The sequence below is a fragment of the Eubacterium sp. 3_1_31 genome (genome assembly GCF_964249515.1).
In the GTDB taxonomy this organism is placed as follows: Bacteria; Bacillota_I; Bacilli_A; order Erysipelotrichales; family Erysipelotrichaceae; genus Longicatena; species Longicatena caecimuris.
In genome coordinates, this window is the sequence record NZ_CAXUBY010000047.1 from 1 (window position 1) to 21,305 (window position 21,305).

The 21,305-nt window shown below is 36.3% G+C and carries 18 protein-coding genes; 17 read left to right on the forward strand and 1 reads right to left on the reverse strand.

Going from position 1 to position 21,305, the window contains the following annotated elements:
- Positions 1-366 precede the first annotated feature (366 nt).
- A complete protein-coding gene (locus ACESSZ_RS14000; protein ID WP_008688865.1) occupies positions 367-522 on the forward strand; it encodes a hypothetical protein in 156 nt (51 codons plus the stop codon).
- Positions 523-705: 183 nt separating this feature from the next.
- On the opposite strand, the gene rnhC is transcribed toward ACESSZ_RS14000, so the two are convergent.
- Positions 706-1,599 carry a ribonuclease HIII gene (rnhC, locus tag ACESSZ_RS14005; RefSeq protein ID WP_132223957.1) on the reverse strand — a complete coding sequence of 298 codons (894 nt, stop codon included), beginning with the start codon at positions 1,597-1,599 and terminating at the stop codon, positions 706-708.
- 293 nt (positions 1,600-1,892) lie between these two features.
- Between rnhC and ACESSZ_RS14010 the strand changes: the two genes are divergently transcribed.
- The 16 genes from ACESSZ_RS14010 (at position 1,893) to ACESSZ_RS14085 (ending at position 21,155) form a co-directional block, all read left to right on the forward strand.
- Positions 1,893-2,552, forward strand: coding sequence for a CvpA family protein (locus ACESSZ_RS14010; protein WP_331866744.1), 660 nt, complete (start codon positions 1,893-1,895; stop codon positions 2,550-2,552).
- Complete coding sequence (locus ACESSZ_RS14015) at positions 2,549-4,876, forward strand: endonuclease MutS2 (protein ID WP_117547343.1); 2,328 nt, start codon at positions 2,549-2,551, stop codon at positions 4,874-4,876. Before ACESSZ_RS14010 ends, ACESSZ_RS14015 begins: the two co-directional genes overlap by 4 nt.
- A 4-nt stretch (positions 4,877-4,880) precedes the next feature.
- Positions 4,881-6,662, forward strand: coding sequence for an excinuclease ABC subunit UvrC (uvrC, locus tag ACESSZ_RS14020; protein WP_331866745.1), 1,782 nt, complete (start codon positions 4,881-4,883; stop codon positions 6,660-6,662).
- Positions 6,655-6,903, forward strand: a complete 249-nt coding sequence (locus tag ACESSZ_RS14025) for a helix-turn-helix domain-containing protein (RefSeq protein ID WP_008688854.1) — start codon at positions 6,655-6,657, stop codon at positions 6,901-6,903. Before uvrC ends, ACESSZ_RS14025 begins: the two co-directional genes overlap by 8 nt.
- Positions 6,904-7,135: 232 nt before the next feature.
- Complete coding sequence (locus ACESSZ_RS14030) at positions 7,136-7,627, forward strand: hypothetical protein (protein WP_020991189.1); 492 nt, start codon at positions 7,136-7,138, stop codon at positions 7,625-7,627.
- A gap of 126 nt (positions 7,628-7,753) precedes the next feature.
- Positions 7,754-8,821, forward strand: a complete 1,068-nt coding sequence (locus ACESSZ_RS14035; RefSeq protein ID WP_008688851.1) for a M15 family metallopeptidase — start codon at positions 7,754-7,756, stop codon at positions 8,819-8,821.
- A 937-nt stretch (positions 8,822-9,758) separates the two neighbouring features.
- Positions 9,759-10,571, forward strand: coding sequence for a hypothetical protein (locus ACESSZ_RS14040; protein WP_331866746.1), 813 nt, complete (start codon positions 9,759-9,761; stop codon positions 10,569-10,571).
- Positions 10,572-10,642: 71 nt separating this feature from the next.
- Entirely contained in the window at positions 10,643-11,341 is a 699-nt protein-coding gene (locus ACESSZ_RS14045; RefSeq protein WP_331866747.1) for a hypothetical protein, read from the forward strand.
- An 846-nt stretch (positions 11,342-12,187) separates the two neighbouring features.
- A complete protein-coding gene (locus ACESSZ_RS14050) occupies positions 12,188-13,156 on the forward strand; it encodes a GerMN domain-containing protein (protein ID WP_117547346.1) in 969 nt (322 codons plus the stop codon).
- A 451-nt stretch (positions 13,157-13,607) separates the two neighbouring features.
- Positions 13,608-14,093, forward strand: coding sequence for a metallophosphoesterase family protein (locus ACESSZ_RS14055; protein ID WP_008688843.1), 486 nt, complete (start codon positions 13,608-13,610; stop codon positions 14,091-14,093).
- Between the two features lie 57 nt (positions 14,094-14,150).
- On the forward strand, positions 14,151-15,341 hold the full coding sequence (locus tag ACESSZ_RS14060; protein ID WP_008688842.1) for a coenzyme F420-0:L-glutamate ligase: 1,191 nt from the start codon (positions 14,151-14,153) through the stop codon (positions 15,339-15,341).
- A 167-nt stretch (positions 15,342-15,508) separates the two neighbouring features.
- The gene (locus ACESSZ_RS14065; protein WP_117547347.1) at positions 15,509-16,246 is read left to right on the forward strand and encodes a sigma-E processing peptidase SpoIIGA; all 738 of its coding nucleotides are present in this window, start codon (positions 15,509-15,511) and stop codon (positions 16,244-16,246) included.
- A gap of 5 nt (positions 16,247-16,251) precedes the next feature.
- A complete protein-coding gene (gene sigK / locus ACESSZ_RS14070; RefSeq protein ID WP_040013875.1) occupies positions 16,252-16,962 on the forward strand; it encodes an RNA polymerase sporulation sigma factor SigK in 711 nt (236 codons plus the stop codon).
- 267 nt (positions 16,963-17,229) lie between these two features.
- Positions 17,230-17,979, forward strand: a complete 750-nt coding sequence (locus tag ACESSZ_RS14075; protein ID WP_008688836.1) for an N-acetylmannosamine-6-phosphate 2-epimerase — start codon at positions 17,230-17,232, stop codon at positions 17,977-17,979.
- Between the two features lie 16 nt (positions 17,980-17,995).
- Positions 17,996-20,266, forward strand: coding sequence for a pyruvate formate lyase family protein (locus tag ACESSZ_RS14080; RefSeq protein ID WP_499842861.1), 2,271 nt, complete (start codon positions 17,996-17,998; stop codon positions 20,264-20,266).
- Positions 20,259-21,155: a glycyl-radical enzyme activating protein gene (locus ACESSZ_RS14085; protein ID WP_008688831.1), complete on the forward strand. Its 897-nt coding sequence runs from the start codon at positions 20,259-20,261 to the stop codon at positions 21,153-21,155. Before ACESSZ_RS14080 ends, ACESSZ_RS14085 begins: the two co-directional genes overlap by 8 nt.
- Positions 21,156-21,305: the final 150 nt, after the last annotated feature.

A 21,305-nucleotide genomic window follows, 5' to 3' on the forward strand; every position in this document is an offset into this window, starting at 1 on the left:
GTAGTAACCAAGACATGTGTGATAAGAGCAATATCAAAAGAAAAACTAGCCCAAAAAGGACTAGTCAGTTGTTTAGACTACTATATAGAGAGACACGCTTTGAAAATAAAACGAACCGCCGTATACGGAACCGTACGTACGGTGGTGTGAGAGGGTGATTTATTTCACCCTACTCGATTAAAAGAATAGGAAAATAACAGTATCTTTAGAAATGAATCCGTGTGCCCATAGGAAAGGAGAATGGATTTTCTTATTATTCTTATAAATATTATTAATTTGATACAAATGCATTGACAGATGGTATAAGATAGCATATGATAAAGGTGAAGAAAGGGAAGAGCAATTCTCTTAGAAAGGAGTCTTCTTATGAAAGCATCCGTAAGAAAACAAGTGAAGGCTCTGGAAGAAGAAGGCAAACGCTATGACCTTTACAAGTATGCGAAAAGTTATAATATTGGTCGTATTGTGCTTGCAATCCTTTTAGTGGCATTCCTTATCGCTGCCCATATTTGGCATTTCTAATCACTACACTACAGTTAACGCTGTAGTTTTTTTCTGGCTCGTGGAAAGATTATGGAAGATATTGTCGTTAGAAGACATCGGCTGTTTTATTGCGTAGGATTGGTGTGAAAAAGCTTTTAGGCGGATAACAGAAAAGAACCTCCTTCACTGGTTTATCCAGTGTAGGAGGTTCCTAGCAAAACTTTATAAAGAATCAGGGAACGCTTTTTTGGTATTCGCAAAATGAAGTTTCCCGACATTTGCCAATTCTGCTTTTCCATATTGTTTTACAAAAGCACGTATTGCCTGATCCACTTTACTTCCAGCTCCTTTGACAAAGGGAAATTCATAATGTTGACACATAGCATCAAATGCCTGTAAAAAAGCGTAACGGGCAATGATGGAACCGGCAGCAACACTGAGATACTTATTTTCGGCCTTTGTTTCAAAATGGATAGTATGCACCACTTCCTCTACATCGTGTAAATAACGATAATAAGATTTCGCCTGTACAAATTGATCAATGATGCATAAGGAAGGAAGACTGCCTAGTTTTCTTCGTAAGTGTACATATGCTTGATTATGCAGTCTTGATTTAATAGCTACCATATTGTATTGGGGATGGATAGCATTATATTTGGCGTTATCTAATACTAAAAGACTATAGGTTAAACGTTCACATAAGATAGGGCCTAATTCACGAATACGTTCATCCGTAACGGCTTTGGAATCCTGTATGCCAAGCTCACGTAAAAAAGGAACATCCTCTTTTTTTACATAGGTTGCACAAACCGTGATAGGTCCAAAATAATCTCCGGTACCGACTTCATCACTGCCACACTGCGGATACCATTCGGTATGGGGATTTTGTGGTTGATCGGATGGTTGCGAGGACTTTTTATCGTATGCATCTGCATAAAAGTCAGCACCCTCTCCTTGAAACACGACTTTTCCTGATGTATATGCCGTAATGATACAGTCACTTGTTTTTATCTGAAATTGGGCATAAGGAGGAGTCTTACGTTTTTCACCTTTTTCTAATTGTTTCGCTAAAGCCTTTATTTGTGCATCTGACATCGTAATGGTCCTAGTACTCATGAAAATCACTCCTTCTCATAGTATTCTTTATTTTACCATGGAGCAATTATGAAGAAAAGCAGAAGTTTTAACAAATCTGTTTCATAAAGAATAGCATACAAAGAAAAAAGATTTTTCTTACTTTTCTAAACAAACGATATTTTGATGGTTTACTCATCTGAATTGCAGATAATTACCAGGCATGAACAACAATTTGTGTCATATCCTAGAATATATGCCCTTATCCTTGAGGTTTTCTTAAGCATTTTCGATGCAAATGTGGTAAAATAATACAACGGAAAGGATGGATGTCAATGTATGAGATCATGATTATTAACGTTGTTGTCGTCATAGTCATGCTATTGTTTCTATACAGTGGTTATAAACAAGGCTTTTTATGGAAATTGATCAGTATCCTCGGCTTTTTCGTTGTAGGCTGGCTGGCATGGATGGCAAGTGATCCGGTCTCTAGCATATTGGCATTATATCCGAAAGATCAAATACCGTTACAAGGGACGATAGTAGAAGGTGTTTTCTATGATTCAATGAATCGTTTGTTACTATTCGCCATTTTATTCGCGGTATTTGAAGTCATCTTATTGTTGTTAAAGCCAATTGCAAAGCTTGCTGACATGATTCCTGTTGTATCAACACTAAACAGATGGTGTGGATTGGTATTAGGTGGTGTGCAGGGAATCTTGTTAGTTAGTGTGTGCGCCTTGTTTTTAACATTTCCGTTCGTGCATGAAGGAAAACGTTATGTGCAAGAATCTGTGTTACAGTATTGTCAGCCAGTGTGTACGGCAATATGGAAACTCGTTGAAAAACCGTTATTGCAAGTGCCGGTATTCCATGAACAAACAGAATCCATAAAACCTTTGAAGGAAGATGAAAAACAGCAACTTAAACAATGGCTGCTGGATATAGAATTAGATAAGGAGAGTGTAGATGCCATCTTAGGGGCATTACGATGAAACATATGAAAGAGCGTTATGAAGAATTAGAATTAGATGCGGTCAAGGAACAAATCATACGTCATTGTTCCTTTTCCCTGGGAAAACAAAAAATTCGACAGCTTTCACCACGTTTTGAAGAGCTGTGGGTAAGGCGAGAATTAACAAGAACACAAGAAGCATTAACTTTAGTATACCGTTATGGAAATCTTCCTTTTCAGGGGGTACACGATATAGGAAATGCTATCGAAGATGCTCGACGAAACCGAACCCTTTCATGCTTAGAATTACGCCAAATTGCGGACAGTATTCGGGCGGTAGAACATGTCGTTTCGTATTTTAAAGCGAGTGAGGTAGAAACACCGCGCTTAAAAGAATTGATTGCTTCATTTGACCAGCCTATGCCTGTAGCTAATGCCATTGAGACATGTATTTCCAGTAGCTGTGAGGTCATGGATCAAGCAAGTGGTGAATTAAAAAGTATCCGAAAATCCATTCGCATGTGTGAAGGAGAAATTAGTAAAGAAGCACAACGCTTTATTGCCTCACATAGCACACAATTGATGGATACCATCACAACCATGCGCAATGATCGTATTTGTGTGTTGGTTAAGATAAGTGAGAAAAACAGTGTAGATGGCTTTATACATGGAGAAAGTGCATCTGGGCAAACGGCATATATAGAGCCGAAATCACTATTAATATTAAATAATCGTTTGGCTAGTTTAAAAAGTCGGGAACAAGAAGAAATTGCTCGTATTCTCTTTGCCTTGAGTCAGAAGGTTAAAACGGTTGCCCATGCATTAGAAGGTAACTTAGAAACCTTTGCCCTATTGGATGTCATTTTTTCTAAGGCCTTATGGGCAAAAGAAAAAAATGGCTGTATCGCTCAATTGGACAATCAGCATCACCATTTATATTTAAAGCAGGCAAAACATCCGCTCATCGATGAACAATATGTAGTAGCCAACACGTATGAGATCAAAGAACCATATCGCAGTTTATTGATCACCGGTAGTAATACCGGAGGAAAGACTGTCACCTTAAAAACCATTGGTTTATTTGTAGTTATGACAATGTGTGGAATGGCCGTAAGTGCACAAGAGGCCATCATACCTGTTTTCAATGGGGTATATGTGAATATTGGCGATGATCAATCTATTGCGGAATCACTATCAACATTCTCTTCTCATATATCACAATTAGCGGCTATATGTCATAAAGCAGATGCGAATTCTTTAGTGTTACTAGATGAATTAGGCAATGGCACAGACCCCAAAGAAGGAGAGCCATTAGCCGTAGCTATTTTAGAAGAACTATCCAGACGCAGAGCCACCATCATCGCCACAACACATTATTCTGCTTTAAAGAGCTATGCAGCCGGTAAGGAAGATATGCTGGTATCCAGTGTGGAGTTTGATATGGAAGCATTACGTCCGACATATCGTTATATCGAAGGTATCAGCGGTCAATCTAACGCTTTTGCTATCGCAGAACGTTATGGCCTAAGTAAGCGTATCATTGCAGATGCCAAACGTCGCAAGGATGAACAAGCCAGTGCAAATGATATTGCAATGGAAAAGCTGGAACAGCTTACGATGGAAGTTGAGGAAAAGAAACAAAAAATGGAACAACGGCTACAAGATGTACGTTTGTTACAAGAAACATTAGCTACGCAAAAAAGTAAGTTTGAAAAGGAAAAAGAACAGTTGTTGGAGCAGGTGAAAGCGGATGCTAAAAAGAAATTGGATGAAGTACAGGAAGAAGCTGAGCTGTTATTAGAAGAATTGAAACAAATGAAAGCAAACGCCAAGCCACATGAGATTACAGAACTGAAATCCGCTATGCGTAAGCTGCAAATAGACGATGAAGAATTAGTGGAAGAAAGTGATGAAGTCTTTGCCGTCGGCGATTATGTTAAGTTGAAAAAGTTAAATTATTATGGTGAGATCATCTCCATGAATAAAGATAAAGTGTGTGTATTAGCAAATGGTATGAAAATGAATACGACCACGAAGGACATCACACATGAAAAACGTAAGATCGTTAAAAAGAAAACGAAGGGCTATACAAAAAGCAGTATCGCATCTTTCTCTATGGAATGTAATGTCATTGGTATGCGTGTAGCAGAGGCAATACCAATCATCGATAAATATTTAGATAATGCGTTATTGGCTAAGGTATATCAGGTGCGCATCATTCATGGTATGGGAACAGGAAAGCTGCGAAAGGGCGTGCATGATTATCTGAAACATAATCCTCAAGTGGAAAGCTATACGATGGGCGGCCAAGGGGAAGGCGGCTTAGGTGCAACAGTTGTAAAATTGAAACAGAAAGGAAAGTAACGAAATGGCAAATATGGCAAAGATACAAGATAAACTGGCCATTCTGCCAGCACTGCCCGGCTGTTATCTGATGAAAAATATAGATGGGGATATTATCTATGTCGGTAAAGCAAAAAAGCTGAAAAATCGTGTACGACAGTATTTTGTCGGTGCGCACGATTTTAAGACGACTAGATTGGTAGCCAATATTGATGATTTTGAATATATTGTCACCGGTAGTGAAAAAGAAGCATTGTTATTGGAAATTAATCTGATTAAGAAACACACTCCGCCTTACAACATCATGTTTATGGATGATAAGACCTATCCTTATATTAAATTGACCAAGGAAAAGGCACCGATTTTGCGTGTCGTGCGAAATACCAAAGACCGCAAAGCTGAATACTTTGGCCCTTTTCCTGATAGTGGTGCGGCTTGGGAAACAATGAAACTGTTAAATCAATTATACCCCTTACGGAAATGTCGCCATCTGCCTAAGAAAGCCTGTCTTTATTATCATATGGGACAATGTCTGGCACCATGTGAACAAGCGATAGATGAAAAGGTGTATGCCGATATGGCAAATGGAATCCGTAAATTTTTAAAGGGTGATGTTAAAGAAATCCTGACAAAGTTAAAAGCCGATATGCAGCAGGCAAGTGAAGAACTGGCATTTGAAAAGGCGCAAGAAAAATTAAATCTGATTCATGCCATTGAGCATGTGACAGCGAAACAGCAGATTGATTTTAAAGATCATAAGGATCGAGATGTGTTTGGGTATTATGTCGATAAAGGGTATATTTCCATTCAAGGATTCTTTGTGCGTGGAGGAAAACTTTTAGAACGTGAATTATCAATACAACCATTATATGAACAGCCCCAGGATGCCTTTATTTCTTTTATCCTGCAGTATTATACAAAGAATCCATTGCCTCAGGAAATACTGTTACCAAAGGAATATGAAATAGAACACTTACAAGAAATATTAAGCGAAGCAAAAATCTTACAGCCGCTACGTGGTGATAAACTGAAACTGGTGGAAATGGTTTTGGCAAATGCTAAAAACGCGCATCAACAGAAATTTGAATTAGTTGAACGAAAAGAAAGCCGACGTGAAGAGGCGATGCAGCAATTATGTCAATTATTACATAAAGATATTCATCGCATTGAATTATTCGATAATTCACATATATCGGGTGCATTTAATGTTAGCGGCATGGTAGTCTTTAAAGATGGAGAACCATCACGACAGGATTATCGCACCTATCGTTTAGGCGAATATGTATCCGATTTGGACTCAATGAAGGAAGTTGTGTATCGTCGTTATTTTCGTTTATTAAAAGAAAAAGGACGTTTTCCGGATTTATTGATTGTCGATGGAGGCTATTTACAGATAGAGGCGGCAAAAGAAATTATCGAAGCATTAGATGTGCCTGTTACGTTGTGCGGTCTGGTAAAAAATGACAATCACAGAACAGCAAATTTGATGAATGCGGAAGGTGAAATTCTTCCGGTAGAACGTGACAGTTCTTTGTTTTTCTTATTGACACAAATGCAGGATGAAGTTCACCGCTTTGCAATCAGTTATCATCGCAAATTACGAGGAAAAGCGATGACGAAATCAATTTTAGATGAAGTAGAAGGTATCGGAGAAGTACGAAAAAAAGAAATTTGGAAACATTTTAAATCTTTAAAGCGTTTAAAAGAAGCTGATGTAGATGAGATTGCGCAGGTTGTCCCGCGAAAGGTAGCACAAAATATCTTTAATATTTTGCATAGCACAGACCAAATTGAAAGTGATGCATAACATAAAGATAGGTAGGAAATGTATAGGGGGGCTGCTTACGCAAAATATACTGACTCCAAGAGAGAAAGAAGTATTTGAACTTCTTATCGCGAACTACAGTACAAGAGAAATTGCCAAACGTATGGGAATTTCAGACAAGACAGTGCGCAATCATATTTCCAACGTCATGTTAAAACTTGGCGTAAAGGGACGTGCACAGGCGGTTGTGGAGCTGCTGAAATTAGGTGAATTGCAGCTGTAGATATGCTTGCAAAAGGCAGATGATGACACATATGGAATCTGCCTTTTCTTCATTACCAATAAGGTAACAGGCATGGTATAAGAGCAAGTTACATAAAAAGACGCTGCACATGTTTGCTAGAATAATAAAAATGTAAAATGGTTTAATTTTTTATAATGGACTATGAAATATCTTTCGCTTTTCATGATTTACCCTTGTCATATCGTATACATCAGTGAAGGGAAGTGATGTTATGGCTGAAAGAATTATCACATACCCATTGCATGTCAATGCGATGCAATACCGTTATATATGTCATGAGGTACAACGAACACGACAGGTTTATTTGTATTTTCGCAACATGATCTTAAAAAATTATGAAAAAGTCAAACAGCATCAATGCCAGCAGCTGTTAACAAAGGATGAAATAGCTATACAACTACATACGTATTTACAGAAATATGCTCCTATGATCACATGGTTAGAAGAACAATCCATGGTAAAAGACTTATGGCAGTTTCGACTTGCATATACTACTGCTGAAAAGACTCCATCTACGTATTATCGCTGTGAAAATATCACGAATACTTTATATTGGCGTCATCTAAATTTGCGTGCGCTCATTTATGATGTAGCCTATTGGCAATTAGAACCTATTCTTTTCCATTGGGAAATCATTGGTAGCTGTTTGTGGTATCATAAAGGACGTGTTTTCTTAAAACTTCATTTCCAAACATTATTGTAAATGATTATAATATGGAAACGTCTACTATGGGGAATGATGAAAAGCTATTTGCAGACATGATTTCGTAAGGAATTTACATGTGTTTCATTGCAAAGTCATGGTATAATAGAAAACGAGGTGTAGCCTATGAAAGTAAAAAGAACTATATTTGTCCTTTCTCTTATCGTTTTATTTGTTTTTTGTCTGTGGAAGATGAATGAACATTATGATGAATTGGCAAGATATCCATATGAATTAACAGATGAGCAACGTAACTTAGTGTTGGAACATTTTGATACAGAGGAAATTAATTACTTAGTAACGCAAAAAATTGAACCAAAAGAATTTCTTCCTTACATAACAACAGAAGGCTTTGAATTAACAAATACGTTATGGTATGATACAGCTTACCATACACGGAAAGAAAGTAAGTCATACGTCGTTTCTTTTATTAACAAATATCGCCAGCAAATGGAATATGGAACGTTAAAGGATATGTTAAGCAATTATTCTTATAATGTGCTGACTCGTTTCTTTGATGAAGGGGATGGTTTTGAGGATGATGCAAAATTGATTGCGGATCCTAAAGATATCTTAACAACAATAGGCGATAAAGAAACATTATATATCTATGAACCTAATGATTTGGTTTCAATTAATGATTTACCTCATGATTCTATCACGAATAGCAATGATGTTACAATTCGCAAAGAAGTTGTAAAACCACTTCATGAATTAGCCAAAGCCGCTAAAGAAATTAATCAAAAAACCTTTGGGGATATGGAAATCGTTGCCGGATATTTATCGTATGAAGATCAATTTCCTTTATATGATAAGGCTTTGACAAAATACAAGGACGAGGTGTTTTCTTATTGGGATTATCCAGGTCGTAATGAATACCAATTAGGATATACGATTCAATTAAAGCCAAAAGAAAAAGCGAAGACGAATAAAAAAGATAAAGACAAAAATACTTCTTCAAAAGATACAAAGACAACGAAAGCACCGAGTGAAGAAGAACAAGAACAGGCGATATGGTTAAAGGATAATGCTTATAAATATGGTTTTATCGTTCGTTATCCTAAACAGGCTGATGATGTGACCAAGAAGAAATACCAGCCATATACATTACGTTATGTAGGAAAAGATTTAGCAAAGTATATGCATGATAATAATAAGGTATTAGAAGAAGTAAATGCTGATGATGTTTCTTAAAAGATATCATTACGACATCTTTTAAATTTCTCATAAGTCATCAAGGGCAAAAGGCAAAATTGTATCTATGAAAAATCCAATCATATATAAGAGGCTGTAATAGTACTTTGCTCTTTTGATAGAAATAAAAAGCCAAGAATTAAACTGATTTAATTCATAACTTTAAAACACGAAAGCCTTTACCAACTTATTTAGATATAATACAGATGCAGAGATAACACCAGTAGGACTTGATACTACAAAAATCACATTGTCAAATGACTAGATGATTTATTAAGGCAATCTATCCATAATTGATGATATTAGCTAAGGGTGAAATTGGTGCTCTTAGCTTTTTAGTTATATAGTATATGTACAGAAAAGTTTAAGGTAATTGAGGATGTAGAGCCGTTTGTTTACATTATCACATTATAAAAAGCAGTAAAATGTATGATAAGAAAAACAACAGCAAAAACAAGTATCAAAGCATATAATCATAAAAATACGCAATAAGAGAATCCAATGAATTTCTATGCCACAGTAATCGCGTATGCCAATAAATTATTATCTAAAGCATATGTAAAACTGGCTGTATATATCAATAACATAATCACTGTATCATATGTTTTTAAAAAGCCGATACAAAATCGTTATTTTCGTCAATGGGATTTAAGTATCTTTTTCATTTTCTTAGTGACTTTTATTAACTGATTTTTTTCTTGAATGAATTTCTATATAAAAAATGATCATAAAGGTATTTATCAGCTAATGTGAAATGATATATTTATTTGTATAAAATGCTTTTTAGTATATTAGATTTCTTTTTGATAATTTGATTTTGCGTTTTAATTATCATAATTATCAAAAATATGTATAGTTATAATTAATCTGGCATTTCTTCATTGAATGTTTGATAAAAGTTTGGTATATTAAAGTTGTAAAAGGTAGGTGAAATATCATGATGAAAAAAAAGTGGAATTTAATCAAACTGTTTCCTATTATAGGTATGGTAATTATTGTTGTATGTATGATTGTTAGTTTTCTGAAGATTGATAAGATACAATTAGATATAAAAAGTGGGGATTTCGTCATTGTTTCTTATGAACTTGATAATGATAAAACGGAAATGAAAGCTATAGAAAATAAAAAAGAGGAACTTGCGAAAATTATAAAAATGCATAATTTACAGGCGGAAATTTTTACAATAGCTATACCTGATTTTACTGCTTATAAAACATATAGCAAGAATAAAGTTTCACCATATTCAATACAGATAGCAGATGATTCATTTTTTAATTATTATGGTATTAATAATCCTAATGATTCTGTTTTATACCGTTTTGATAATGAGGAATCTGGAAATCTCGATTTGAAATTTCTTAAAGATGAAGATAAAGCTGAATTTGAGTCATTTCCAATTGAAGGTAAAGCCATTTTAGATAGAAACAGACTTCCTAAATTCATTCCACAAAAATCTAATATGCCTAGTGGTGATTTTATAACGTTGCGTACTTTTGACATGTTAAAAGAGAAAGTAAACGTCATTAAAGATACACATGTCAAAGATTATTATGTTTATATTAAATCTGCCTATACTGATCAAATATCACAGTTACTTGATAAGGAGGAAAATGTAATTGTTAGTGATCAAATGTCGGAGTCTTCTGTATTCGATAATTGGTATAAATGTATGATCTTTGGAACATTGAGTTTTATTGTATTGGCTGTTTTAGAAATCGTTATAATTGTAAAAAGAAAGAATGTTTCATAATTATTATGGATGCGTGTTAATGAATAGATGAAGCTTAATTATAACACAAATATTGTGAGAAAGAGGAAAATATGAAAAAGATTATTTCTAGTATTCTCGTCTGTTTTATAACAATCTGTGCGTTTATACCAATTGAAATTAAAGCTGATGAAAATAAATCCTCACAAGATTTCCTGGATGAATTTGATAGTCTACAAGATGATATTGATAAAGTTATAACTATTAAAGATGAAAAATATGTTTATAATGAAAGAAATGTTATCCAGGTAATCGAAAATGCAAATTTTGATTTTGATGGTTTTAATAAAAAAACTGGTTTAAATTATACGGAAGAAGGATTTATTAAAGAAGTGTTATATCAATTAAGTACAACAGAACCTAAAATAGTATATTCTGAAAGTAGTTGCTCAATAAATACAAAAGGTACTTATTGTGGACGAAATGCAGTAGCTGAAGGTTGGAACTATTATCGAAAATTTACTGATAAAACAAAATCTGAAGCGGATGCAAAAAAGTGGTTAAAATTATACGAAGATAATATGGATAAATATCAATTTGACAGTATCAGAAACATTCAAGATGTATTGCCTGATTGGGGTAGAATAATTGTAGGTATAAGTAGTATCGCACCCGCAATAGAAACAGTATATGCTTTAAATATGTGTGGTGCATTAAGAAGATATAACAAAGGTAAATGTGGTACAGTAATTGATACGAATAAATTTACTACATCTATAAGCGGATGGTCACAAGATACATTTACTTTATAAGGGAAATCCCTTCCCTATTATTGTATACATTACTTGAGTAAGTAGAAAATCTATTCATTAACATTAGTATATACTTATTTGGCGAGAACGACGGAGTTTTTAGAAAACTCTTACAAGAAAATCTTATTTATAATAGGATTTTAAAAAGGAGGCTGTAACGAATAAGAAATAGCCTCACAAATAAAAATACGTCAAACTCAAAAGAGAATGGCGTATTTTTTTGGTATAATTTAACTATGGAAAACATTAATGTGTTGAGTTAAATTATCCGTATCTGAACAATATGGATTATATTACACAACAGTTGATTTTACCACTGGATTTAGGAAAAAAGTTAAATTCTTATGATCCAGTGTTCAGTTTTCTTAAAGTGATGGAAGGAGTAAATTGGAATACATCTCTAACTCGACCTATACATAAAGGTCGTGAAGAATATAATCCCTTTTTATAATAATCAAACAAAACGCTCATCATTATTATTGATAATTTCCTCGGTTGTGAGGTTTTATATTTAATGGTATATGATAATTAGTCATATTAGGTAGACAGTTATTCATACATTACATACAGCGATTTCTAAATCGGTTAAATTAACATAACTAATATTTGCTATCTAATTAGTTTAATGATAGAATTTTATTTTCATGCTGCTGTTCAATAAACTTTTATATTATACGTTGTTTTCAAATTAGGTATTAAGTTCATTAAAAGAGCAAGAGACTATGGGTGATCGATCTATCTTTAGACGATTTACTACATAGTTTCTTATTGGATTCTTTTTATGAAAGCTCTATAAGCAGTTCTTATATAAAAAGGCAATACATAGAATATAGCAGAGGTGATCAAATGCCGAAGTATAAGAAACCGCTGGCTTTTTTATTTGGAGCAATAGCGATGATCAGTTACCTGTCAATCCGCTATTTTCCAAGAACGGAAGATGCACAAACGGTGTTATCTGTACAAGATGAAAGTACACATATGCAAGTGTATCTAAAAGATCATGATCATAGTCTGGTACCTTTAAGCATTCCTGTAAGTGAAGAAATGAATGAAGAAGATAAATTACAGCTGATGGTATCCTATATGAGCGGTAAGCAAAATATCAAAGGTTTTTTACCTTTATTTACTAAAGAGTGTACGGTGAAAAAGGTGATGATTGCTAATGGCAAGGCCGTTATGGATTTTGATGATAGTTTAAAAAACTATCAGAAAGAAGATGAACTACGTGTACTGGAATCGCTAACGTGGGGAGCCACCCAGTTTCATGATGTAGAACAACTGGAAATACAATTGAATGGCGTAAAATTATCTAGTATGCCAAATGCGCAGACACCGATTCCTGATGTATTGAATCGCGGTATCGGTATTAATCATTTTGAAACAGCCACCAGTGCGTTGCATACTTCGGATAGTGTTACGGTATATTGCGCAAAGAAAATTGAAGGCCAGCAATTTTTGATACCGCGCAGTAAACGTGTGATGCATGCAAGTGACAGCATTAAAGAAGGGGTTTTACAAGTTATCAGCGATGTGAGTGCAAGCAGCGAATTATCACAACCACTATATCAGGACGATGTTAAAATAAATAATTTTCAATTTTCTAATGGTACTTTGATCGTGGATATCAATAAAAATTTACTTTCTTCAGATAAAAGTGTAAAGGAAGATTTGTATGATTCTTTGATTTTATCATTAAGCGCTTTAAGTGGAGTCGATAAAGTACAGGTAAAAGTAGATGGTGTCAGTGTGATGCCACAACAGCAGGAAAGTGCTGTTTCGGTATATGATCTATCTTATAATGAAATAGCTTTTTAATAAATATTAGGATAATCGCTAAAAGCCAGTCCTCTTCCATCAGGACTGGTTTTCATGTGTGGCGGGCATGCCACATATCTAGGGTGAAAATCCCTCGGGGCGTAGTTATCGACGAACCCAAGAGCGACTTGCAAGTTTCATATCGTGAGGTATGGGAGACCATTATCAATGGGTCGTAACCAAAACATGTGTGGTAAGAGCAATATCAAAAGAAAAACTAGCCCAAAAAGGACTAGTCAGTTGTTTAGATTACTATATAGAGAGACACGCTTTGAAATTAAAACGAACCGCCGTATACGGAACCGTACGTACGGTGGTGTGAGAGGGTGATTTATTTCACCCTACTCGATTTGGATATAGGTAAGGAATCAAATGTTATGTATTGACAACAAACATAAGAAAATATAGCATGAATATCATGTTTATGCTATACTAATAACAGGTGGTTAAGATGAAAATTATCGTAGTAAGCGACAGTCATGGAAAACAGGGAATTCTGGAACAGATCGTTGAAAAACATCCGGATGCGGATGCCTACCTACATTGTGGTGATATTGAGGATTATGCGGAAAACTATCCGTCTTATATCGTCGTACAGGGGAATAACGATATTTATTATGATTATCCAGATGAACGTGTAATAACGGCTGGCAGTCATCGTATCTATATGACACATGGTCATCATTTTTCTTATATCAAACGATTGGAACAAATGGCAGATACGGCAAAAGCAAAAGACTGTGATATCGTTTGCTACGGACACACGCATGTTGCTGCAGATGATGTCGTTCATGGGATACGTCTGATCAATCCCGGTTCTTTATGGAGAAGCCGTGATGGCAGAGGGCCATCCTATGCAATATTGACACTGCAAGAGGAACAGGTTGATGTGGAATTCATTTTTCTCCCACAGAAGAAAAGCAAGTTTTTCTGGTAAGGACCGTACATAGATACGGTTTTTGTGCGGAATGCAAAGGAAAGGTATTAGGGTATTATGGAAAGAAAAGTTGGAACTATTTCAAGAGGTGTCCGCTGTCCTATCATCCGTGAGGGTGACGATCTTGCAGGCATCGTAGTAAACAGTGTGGTTGAGGCTGCACAGGCAGAAGGCTTCGCCCTTCGTGATCGTGATGTTGTGGCAATTACAGAATCAATCGTTGCCAGAGCACAAGGAAACTATGCATCAGTAGATGCCATTGCACAGGATGTCAAACAAAAACTGGGCGGTGAAACCATTGGGGTAATCTTCCCGATTCTTTCACGTAACCGTTTTGCTATTTGTTTGAAAGGTATTGCAAAAGGCGCTAAAAAAGTTGTCCTGATGTTAAGCTATCCAAGTGATGAGGTAGGTAATGAATTAGTAAGCCTGGATCAGCTGGATGAAGCTGGTATTAACCCTTATAGTGATGTATTGTCACTTGAGAAATATCGTTCACTGTTTGGAGAAAATCCACATCCTTTTACAGGCATTGATTATGTGGAATATTATGGTAATCTAATTCGTGAATGTGGTGCAGAGGTTGAAATCATCTTCTCTAATAACGCGAAAACAATTCTAAAGTATACCAAAAACGTATTGACATGTGATATCCATACGCGCGCTCGTACGAAACGCATCTTAAAGGCAAATGGTGCTGAACGTGTATGTGGGTTGGATGATATTATGACTTCCTCTATAGATGGTAGTGGATATAATACTTCCTATGGTCTTTTAGGCTCTAATAAATCAACAGAGGATATGGTTAAATTATTTCCACGTGAATGCCAGGATCTAGTAGAAGATATCCAAAGTCAGCTGTTAAAGTTAACAGATAAACATATCGAAGTTATGGTTTATGGTGATGGAGCATTTAAAGATCCTGTTGGTAAGATCTGGGAATTGGCTGATCCATGTGTTTCACCTGCATACACGGCAGGTCTTGAAGGAACACCAAATGAGTTGAAGCTGAAATATCTGGCGGATAATGATTTTGCGAACTTGAAAGGTGAAGCTTTACAGAAGGCAATCGAGGCGAAAATTAAAGAAAAAGATGATGACTTAAAAGGCGATATGGCATCACAGGGTACAACGCCTAGAAGATTGACCGATTTGATTGGCTCTTTATGTGATTTGACGAGTGGATCTGGTGATAAAGGAACGCCAATCGTATTAGTACAAGGATATTTTGATAATTTTACAAACTAAAAACGATGTTCTAATACTGTATATCAGGCATCTCTATTGTTAAAACAAGAGAGATGCTTTTTTTAATGAGACATGTGTCACATTAAAGAAAATGGTTTTTACAGATAAAGCATTTCTCGACAACATGTGTACGCATGGATGACTATAATATGCATGAGGTGAGGAAGATGGAAAGCTATGTTGAGGTATCTTGGCTGAACGGTGTTTTGTTATTGTATCTATCGGCGCTTTTTGCTAGTTATGCTATGTTTCAGCCATTAAAAGATCTGCATCTTCTTTTCTATGCGGCTATAATATCTATGCTGAGTGTCAGCTTGTGGCAAGATGGTAGTCTTTTCATCGTCATACTTGTTGAGCTTCTTTTTTTTCTAACCCTTTTTCGGTATGCTAGAAAAACATATATAGTTGCTTTCTGTTTCCGTGTGCTTTGTATGCTGACAAGTTATGTCATTTATCAAGGCAGCTTTCATAATGGTTTTTGGTTTGTGCCCATTCAGGCATCAATCATACCATGCTGGCTATTGTATTTGTTATTTCTATTTTTCTGTAAAAGTCGTTGGCGGATACGCTTTAGTGAAAAAAATTGCTTATATCCCTTGACGCTTTATGTAGGTAACAAACATTTTAAGGTTATTGGGTATTTGGATAGTGGAAATCTGCTTAGTCATGAGGGGATACCGGTTGTCTTTCTACAACGTCGTTATCTGTCATATTTTGTGGATGAACGCATACAATTAGTAGTAATGAAGACAGTTCAGGAAGAAAGCAGTTTACCGTGCTATACATGTGAATTGAAGTTGCACGGTTGTCATAAAAGAAAGGTACTCGTACATCTGCAAGAAGATTTGAAACTGCCTATGCACAGTGAGTTGCTGTTAAATATGAAAGTGATGACGATGGGGTGATGAGAATGAAGAAATTTTGGACATTTTTAAAGTGGCTGTTTGGCAGTCGCGATGATTTACAAGTTTGGTATATCCAAGGCAGTGATGTTTTACCAAAGCCATTAGAGAAAGAAGAAGAATTAGCAGCGCTGATTGCTTTGGAAAATGGTGATGAAGAAGCACGCAATAAGTTAATTGAACATAATTTACGCTTGGTCGTCTATATTGCGAAACGTTATGAAACCAATCCGATTTTTATGGAAGATCTCATCAGTATCGGCTCTATTGGATTGATTAAGGCGGTCAATACATTTAAACGTGATAAAAATATTAAGCTGGTAACGTATGCTTCCCGTTGTATTGAGAATGAAATACTGATGTTTTTACGTAAGAAAAGTCGTCGGAAAGTGGAAGTAAGTTTTGATGAGCCTTTAAATATTGATTATGATGGAAATGAATTGTTATTGTCTGATATATTAGGAACAGACGATGATATCGTTACGAAAGAGTTTGAGAAGCAAGAAAATAAGCGTGAATTATTGGCAGCCATGGCAACCTTAAAAGACAGAGAACGTCAAATCTTGCAAATGCGGTATGGTATTGAGCACGAAGAGTTAACACAGAAAGATATCGCGAAACGCTTGGGAATCTCTCAGTCTTATATCTCACGCTTGGAAAAACGGATCATTCAAAAATTAAAGGTACAGATGAAAAAGAATCATAGTATGCAAGAATAGGGTAAGTAAAAGTAATCTGTAACCATACATGATCTAAATGGTTGCTATTTCCTTAATACTGTCAAAATTTATCATATTATGTTAGGGCTTTCCGCATAGGAAGCTCTTTTTTAACTTAATCGAAGAATCATATCAGGTCACTAGTAAAATAAGAAAGTTTGAATGATTCAAAATGATTCAAAAAGAATAAATATGAATAAATATGATTGACAAGCTACAACGTGAAGAATATAATGAAAGCAAAGAAAAGGATGCAGGAGGATTGTTATGAAAACTACAGATGAAAGAAAAAAAGCGTTGCTGGAAAGCTTTAAAAACGGATTAATCGTATCTTGTCAGGTACAAAAGGATGATCCTATTTATACTGAGGATATCGTTGTAAAGATGGCAGAAGCTGCCAAATGGGCCGGTGCGGTCGGAATACGTGCAAATTCACCGGAACAAATCAAGGCCATCAAGGAAAAAGTTGATTTGCCAATGATTGGTTTATGGAAGATTTGGCATGAGGATACAGATGTTTTTATAACGCCAACTTTGGAAGCAGCAAAAGCGGTTTGGGAAGCTGGTGCTGAAATTATTGCTTTGGATTGTACAAAACAAATCACCCATGAAAAAACGATTGCTTGGGATTTGCTGGATATCGTGAAAAAGGAAATTCCCGAAGCTATTATCTTTGCGGATGTATCAAGTTATGAAGAGGCAGCTCATGCGATTGCGCATGGTGCGGATATCGTTGCACCGACATTATATGGCTATACCAAAGAAACTGCTCATATTGAAGGTGCTGATTATCGATTGTTTGCGAAGATGTGCCGTGATTTTAAGGATGATGTTTATATGATGATGGAAGGTCATCTGTATACACCGGAAGATGCGATGAAGTGCATATATTTAGGAGCGCATGCCGTTGTTGTAGGAAGTGCGATTACACGTCCGCATTTGACTGCTAAGCGTTTCGTAGATTTGTTAGGTGGCTATCAGGATAATTGGAGAGAGGCTGAAAAAGCAAAACATTAAGATAGGAAGTGTGAACATGAAACACAAGATCAATATAGATGGGGCACAGAATGTGGAAGTATCCAAACCGATTCCCTGTGAAAAGAGTATCGAAGAACAACTGAATATCATGGAAGCCTATACCAAAGCACATAAGGATAGCGTAGGACTTGATAAGGCAGAAAGAGAAATTCGTTGTCTGTCTACCATTTTTCCGGTGTTGTTTCGCTCTCTTGAAGATGATGATTTAATTGCCGGCCGCTTAGATTTTCTGCCTATTGGGTTTGGCAGTGTAACAAGTATAGGCGGTGTTGGTCATTATTGCGTATTTCATAAGCTAAGAGCATTTAAAGAACAATTAGCGAATACGGAAGATAAGAAACGCGTAGATGCTTTATACGACTATTGGCAAGAGCATGATGTCAAAGCTATTTATTGTCAGGATGTGTTAACGGAGGATACAACAGGACGTTTTATTGACTGCCATTATCCTTTTATGGCAACGGCTCGTTTAAGCGGCATGATGTTGAATTATAAACGCTTAATGCGTGAGGGGATCGAAGGATTAAAGAAAGATATTCGCCAACAAGGAGATAATGCGTTTTTGTGTGCCAGTTATGAAGCAATGGAATTATTGCAGAAAGTAATCGACAAACAAATTGCATTGGTACAGGATGCCAAACAAAACGCAAGCAAACAACGCTTGCTGGATTTGCAACTAATGGAAGCCGATTTACGTTTTATTCGTGAGCAACCACCAACAACGTTTCATCAAAGTCTCCAGCTGTTTTGGATCTATGCATTATGTGCCGGTGTTATAAATTATGGACGTATGGATGATGTGCTGGGTCCTTATTTACAAAACGATCTGGATGCAGGAAGACTTGATGAGGATGAGGCATATCGCTATCTGAAATCTTTATGGAAGATGATTGAAAATCGTCGTACGACGGTAAATGGACGTATCATCGTCGGTGGTGTAGGACGTGAGCATCCTAAAGAAGCAGATACCTTTGCCCGTATTGCATTACGCGTTTGCCGTGATACACGATATGTAGAACCACAGTTTACATTACGCTTTTCTAAAGATACGCCAGTGGATATCATGGATATGGCATACGATTGTATCGGCAGTGGAGCTACGTATCCTACTTTGTATAATGATGATGTGAATGTGCCGGCTGTCATGCATGCCATGCGCGTGGAAGAAGCAATTGCCCAGCAGTATGTACCTTTTGGCTGTGGTGAATATGTCATTCAAGGGAAAAGTGTGGGAACACCGAATACCTTGCTGAATCTGTTAAAACTATTGAATATAACTTTGAATAAAGGCATTGATCCTAACGATCAAAAATATAAAGCCGGACCTGTACACGTACCGCCTTGTGAAGAATTTAAAAGCTTTGATGATTTATACAATACCTATAAAGAAGTGTTGGATTATTATTTTGATTTAAGTGTCGATGCCCAACTGCACTCCTATGAAATCATGAATCAAGAAGTGTCCTTCCTCTTTACATCAATTTTAATGGATGATTGTATTCATCGTAAGAAAGCGTTATTGGATGGTGGTGTAGAAATTTTAGGTGGTACAAATGAGACCTATGGCAATATCAATACCAGTGATGCCTTATATGCCATTAAAAAGTTGGTGTATGAGGAAGGAAAGTATACACTTGCTCAACTCCATGAGGCGCAGATGGCAGATTTTGATGGTTATGAGCAGATACGTAAGGAACTATTGCGGCAAGATAAATACGGCAATGATGCAAAAGAATGCGATGCATTAGCAAATGATTTATATGAATATGTTGCAAAAGGCATTCGACAAAGAGGCATCCAAAAGGGACTGGGCTATTATTTAATCGTTATATCCAATAATCAAACGAATACCGATTGGGGACATCAAACATGGGCAAGTTTAGATGGACGTAAAGCCGGAGTGTTTATGAATCCGGCAAATAATCCGCAAGGTGGGGCTGCCAAGAATGGACCAACGGCTTGTTTAAATTCGTTAGCAAAATTTCAGGCAAAGTATCATGGAGGCAGTGTGCAGAATATCAAATTTACCCCACGGATGTTTCGAGAAGATCGTGAAAAGATCAAAATGCTGTTTCAGACATATTTTGATAAAGGTGGCTGTCAGCTGATGGTAACGGTTGTGGATCATGGTATCTTAGAGGATGCCCAAAAACATCCTGAGAAATACCCTGATTTGATTGTCCGTGTAGCAGGCTATAGTGCCGTATTTGTGAATTTGACGAAAGATATTCAGGATGAATTATTAAGCAGGTGCTTATATGATTAGCGTTACCCATATTGAACGATTCGCTATTCATGATGGCCCTGGTATTCGTACAACGGTATTTTTAAAAGGCTGTACACTTTGTTGCCCATGGTGTGCAAATCCGGAAACACAAAGCAGTCAACCGGTACTTTTGCATGATATGCGTAAATGTGTAAGCTGCCATACATGTGAACAAAGCTGTCCACAAAAAGCTATTCATTTCCAAAAAGGAAGGTTTCACCACGATGCCCAAAGATGTAATGGTTGTCAAAGCTGTGTAGAAATGTGTTTACAAGATGCTTTGCAGCTGCGTGGAGAAGATATGGAAAGCGAGGCAATTCTTCATGAAGTCATGAAGGATAAGGATTATTATGATATGAGTCATGGCGGTGTGACGTTTAGTGGTGGTGAACCATTTGTACAAGTAACATCATTATGCGAAATATTACAAGAAGCGAAAGCATTAGGTCTGCATACAGCTGTGGAAACAACAGGAAATTATCCGTTGGCTGATTTGCAACGAGCAGAGCCATTTATTGACTTATTCCTGTATGACTTTAAACATTTGGACGACGCAAAACTTCTGCAGTTCACGCATGGTAATGGACAACTGATAAAAACCAATTTGGCCTATCTGTTACATCAAGATGTTCATAAGGTCATCGTTCGTATGCCGATCATCACCGGCTTTAATGATGAGGCATCTTTGGTTTATCAGGAACTTGACTATTTACATGCATTGGGTGTGCAGAGCGTGCATTTATTGCCCTATCATTCACTGGGAAAAAGCAAAGCTGAACAAATGGGAAAGCCATATGTTTTTCCTACCGAAATCATGGCGAATGAAGTATTAGAGCCTTATCGTGCCTATGCATTGGCAAAAGGTATGTATGCCCAAATAGGTGGATAAAAAAGTGCTACTTAGCATGATGAAATGAGCTTCAATATTCACTAAAAGTAAAGAAACGAAAGCAAAGATTAATGGGGCTCTAAATTAACGTAGGGTTTAAAGAAAAAACGCTCTAAATTATCATAGGGTTTTCCTATGAAGAAGGTAGGC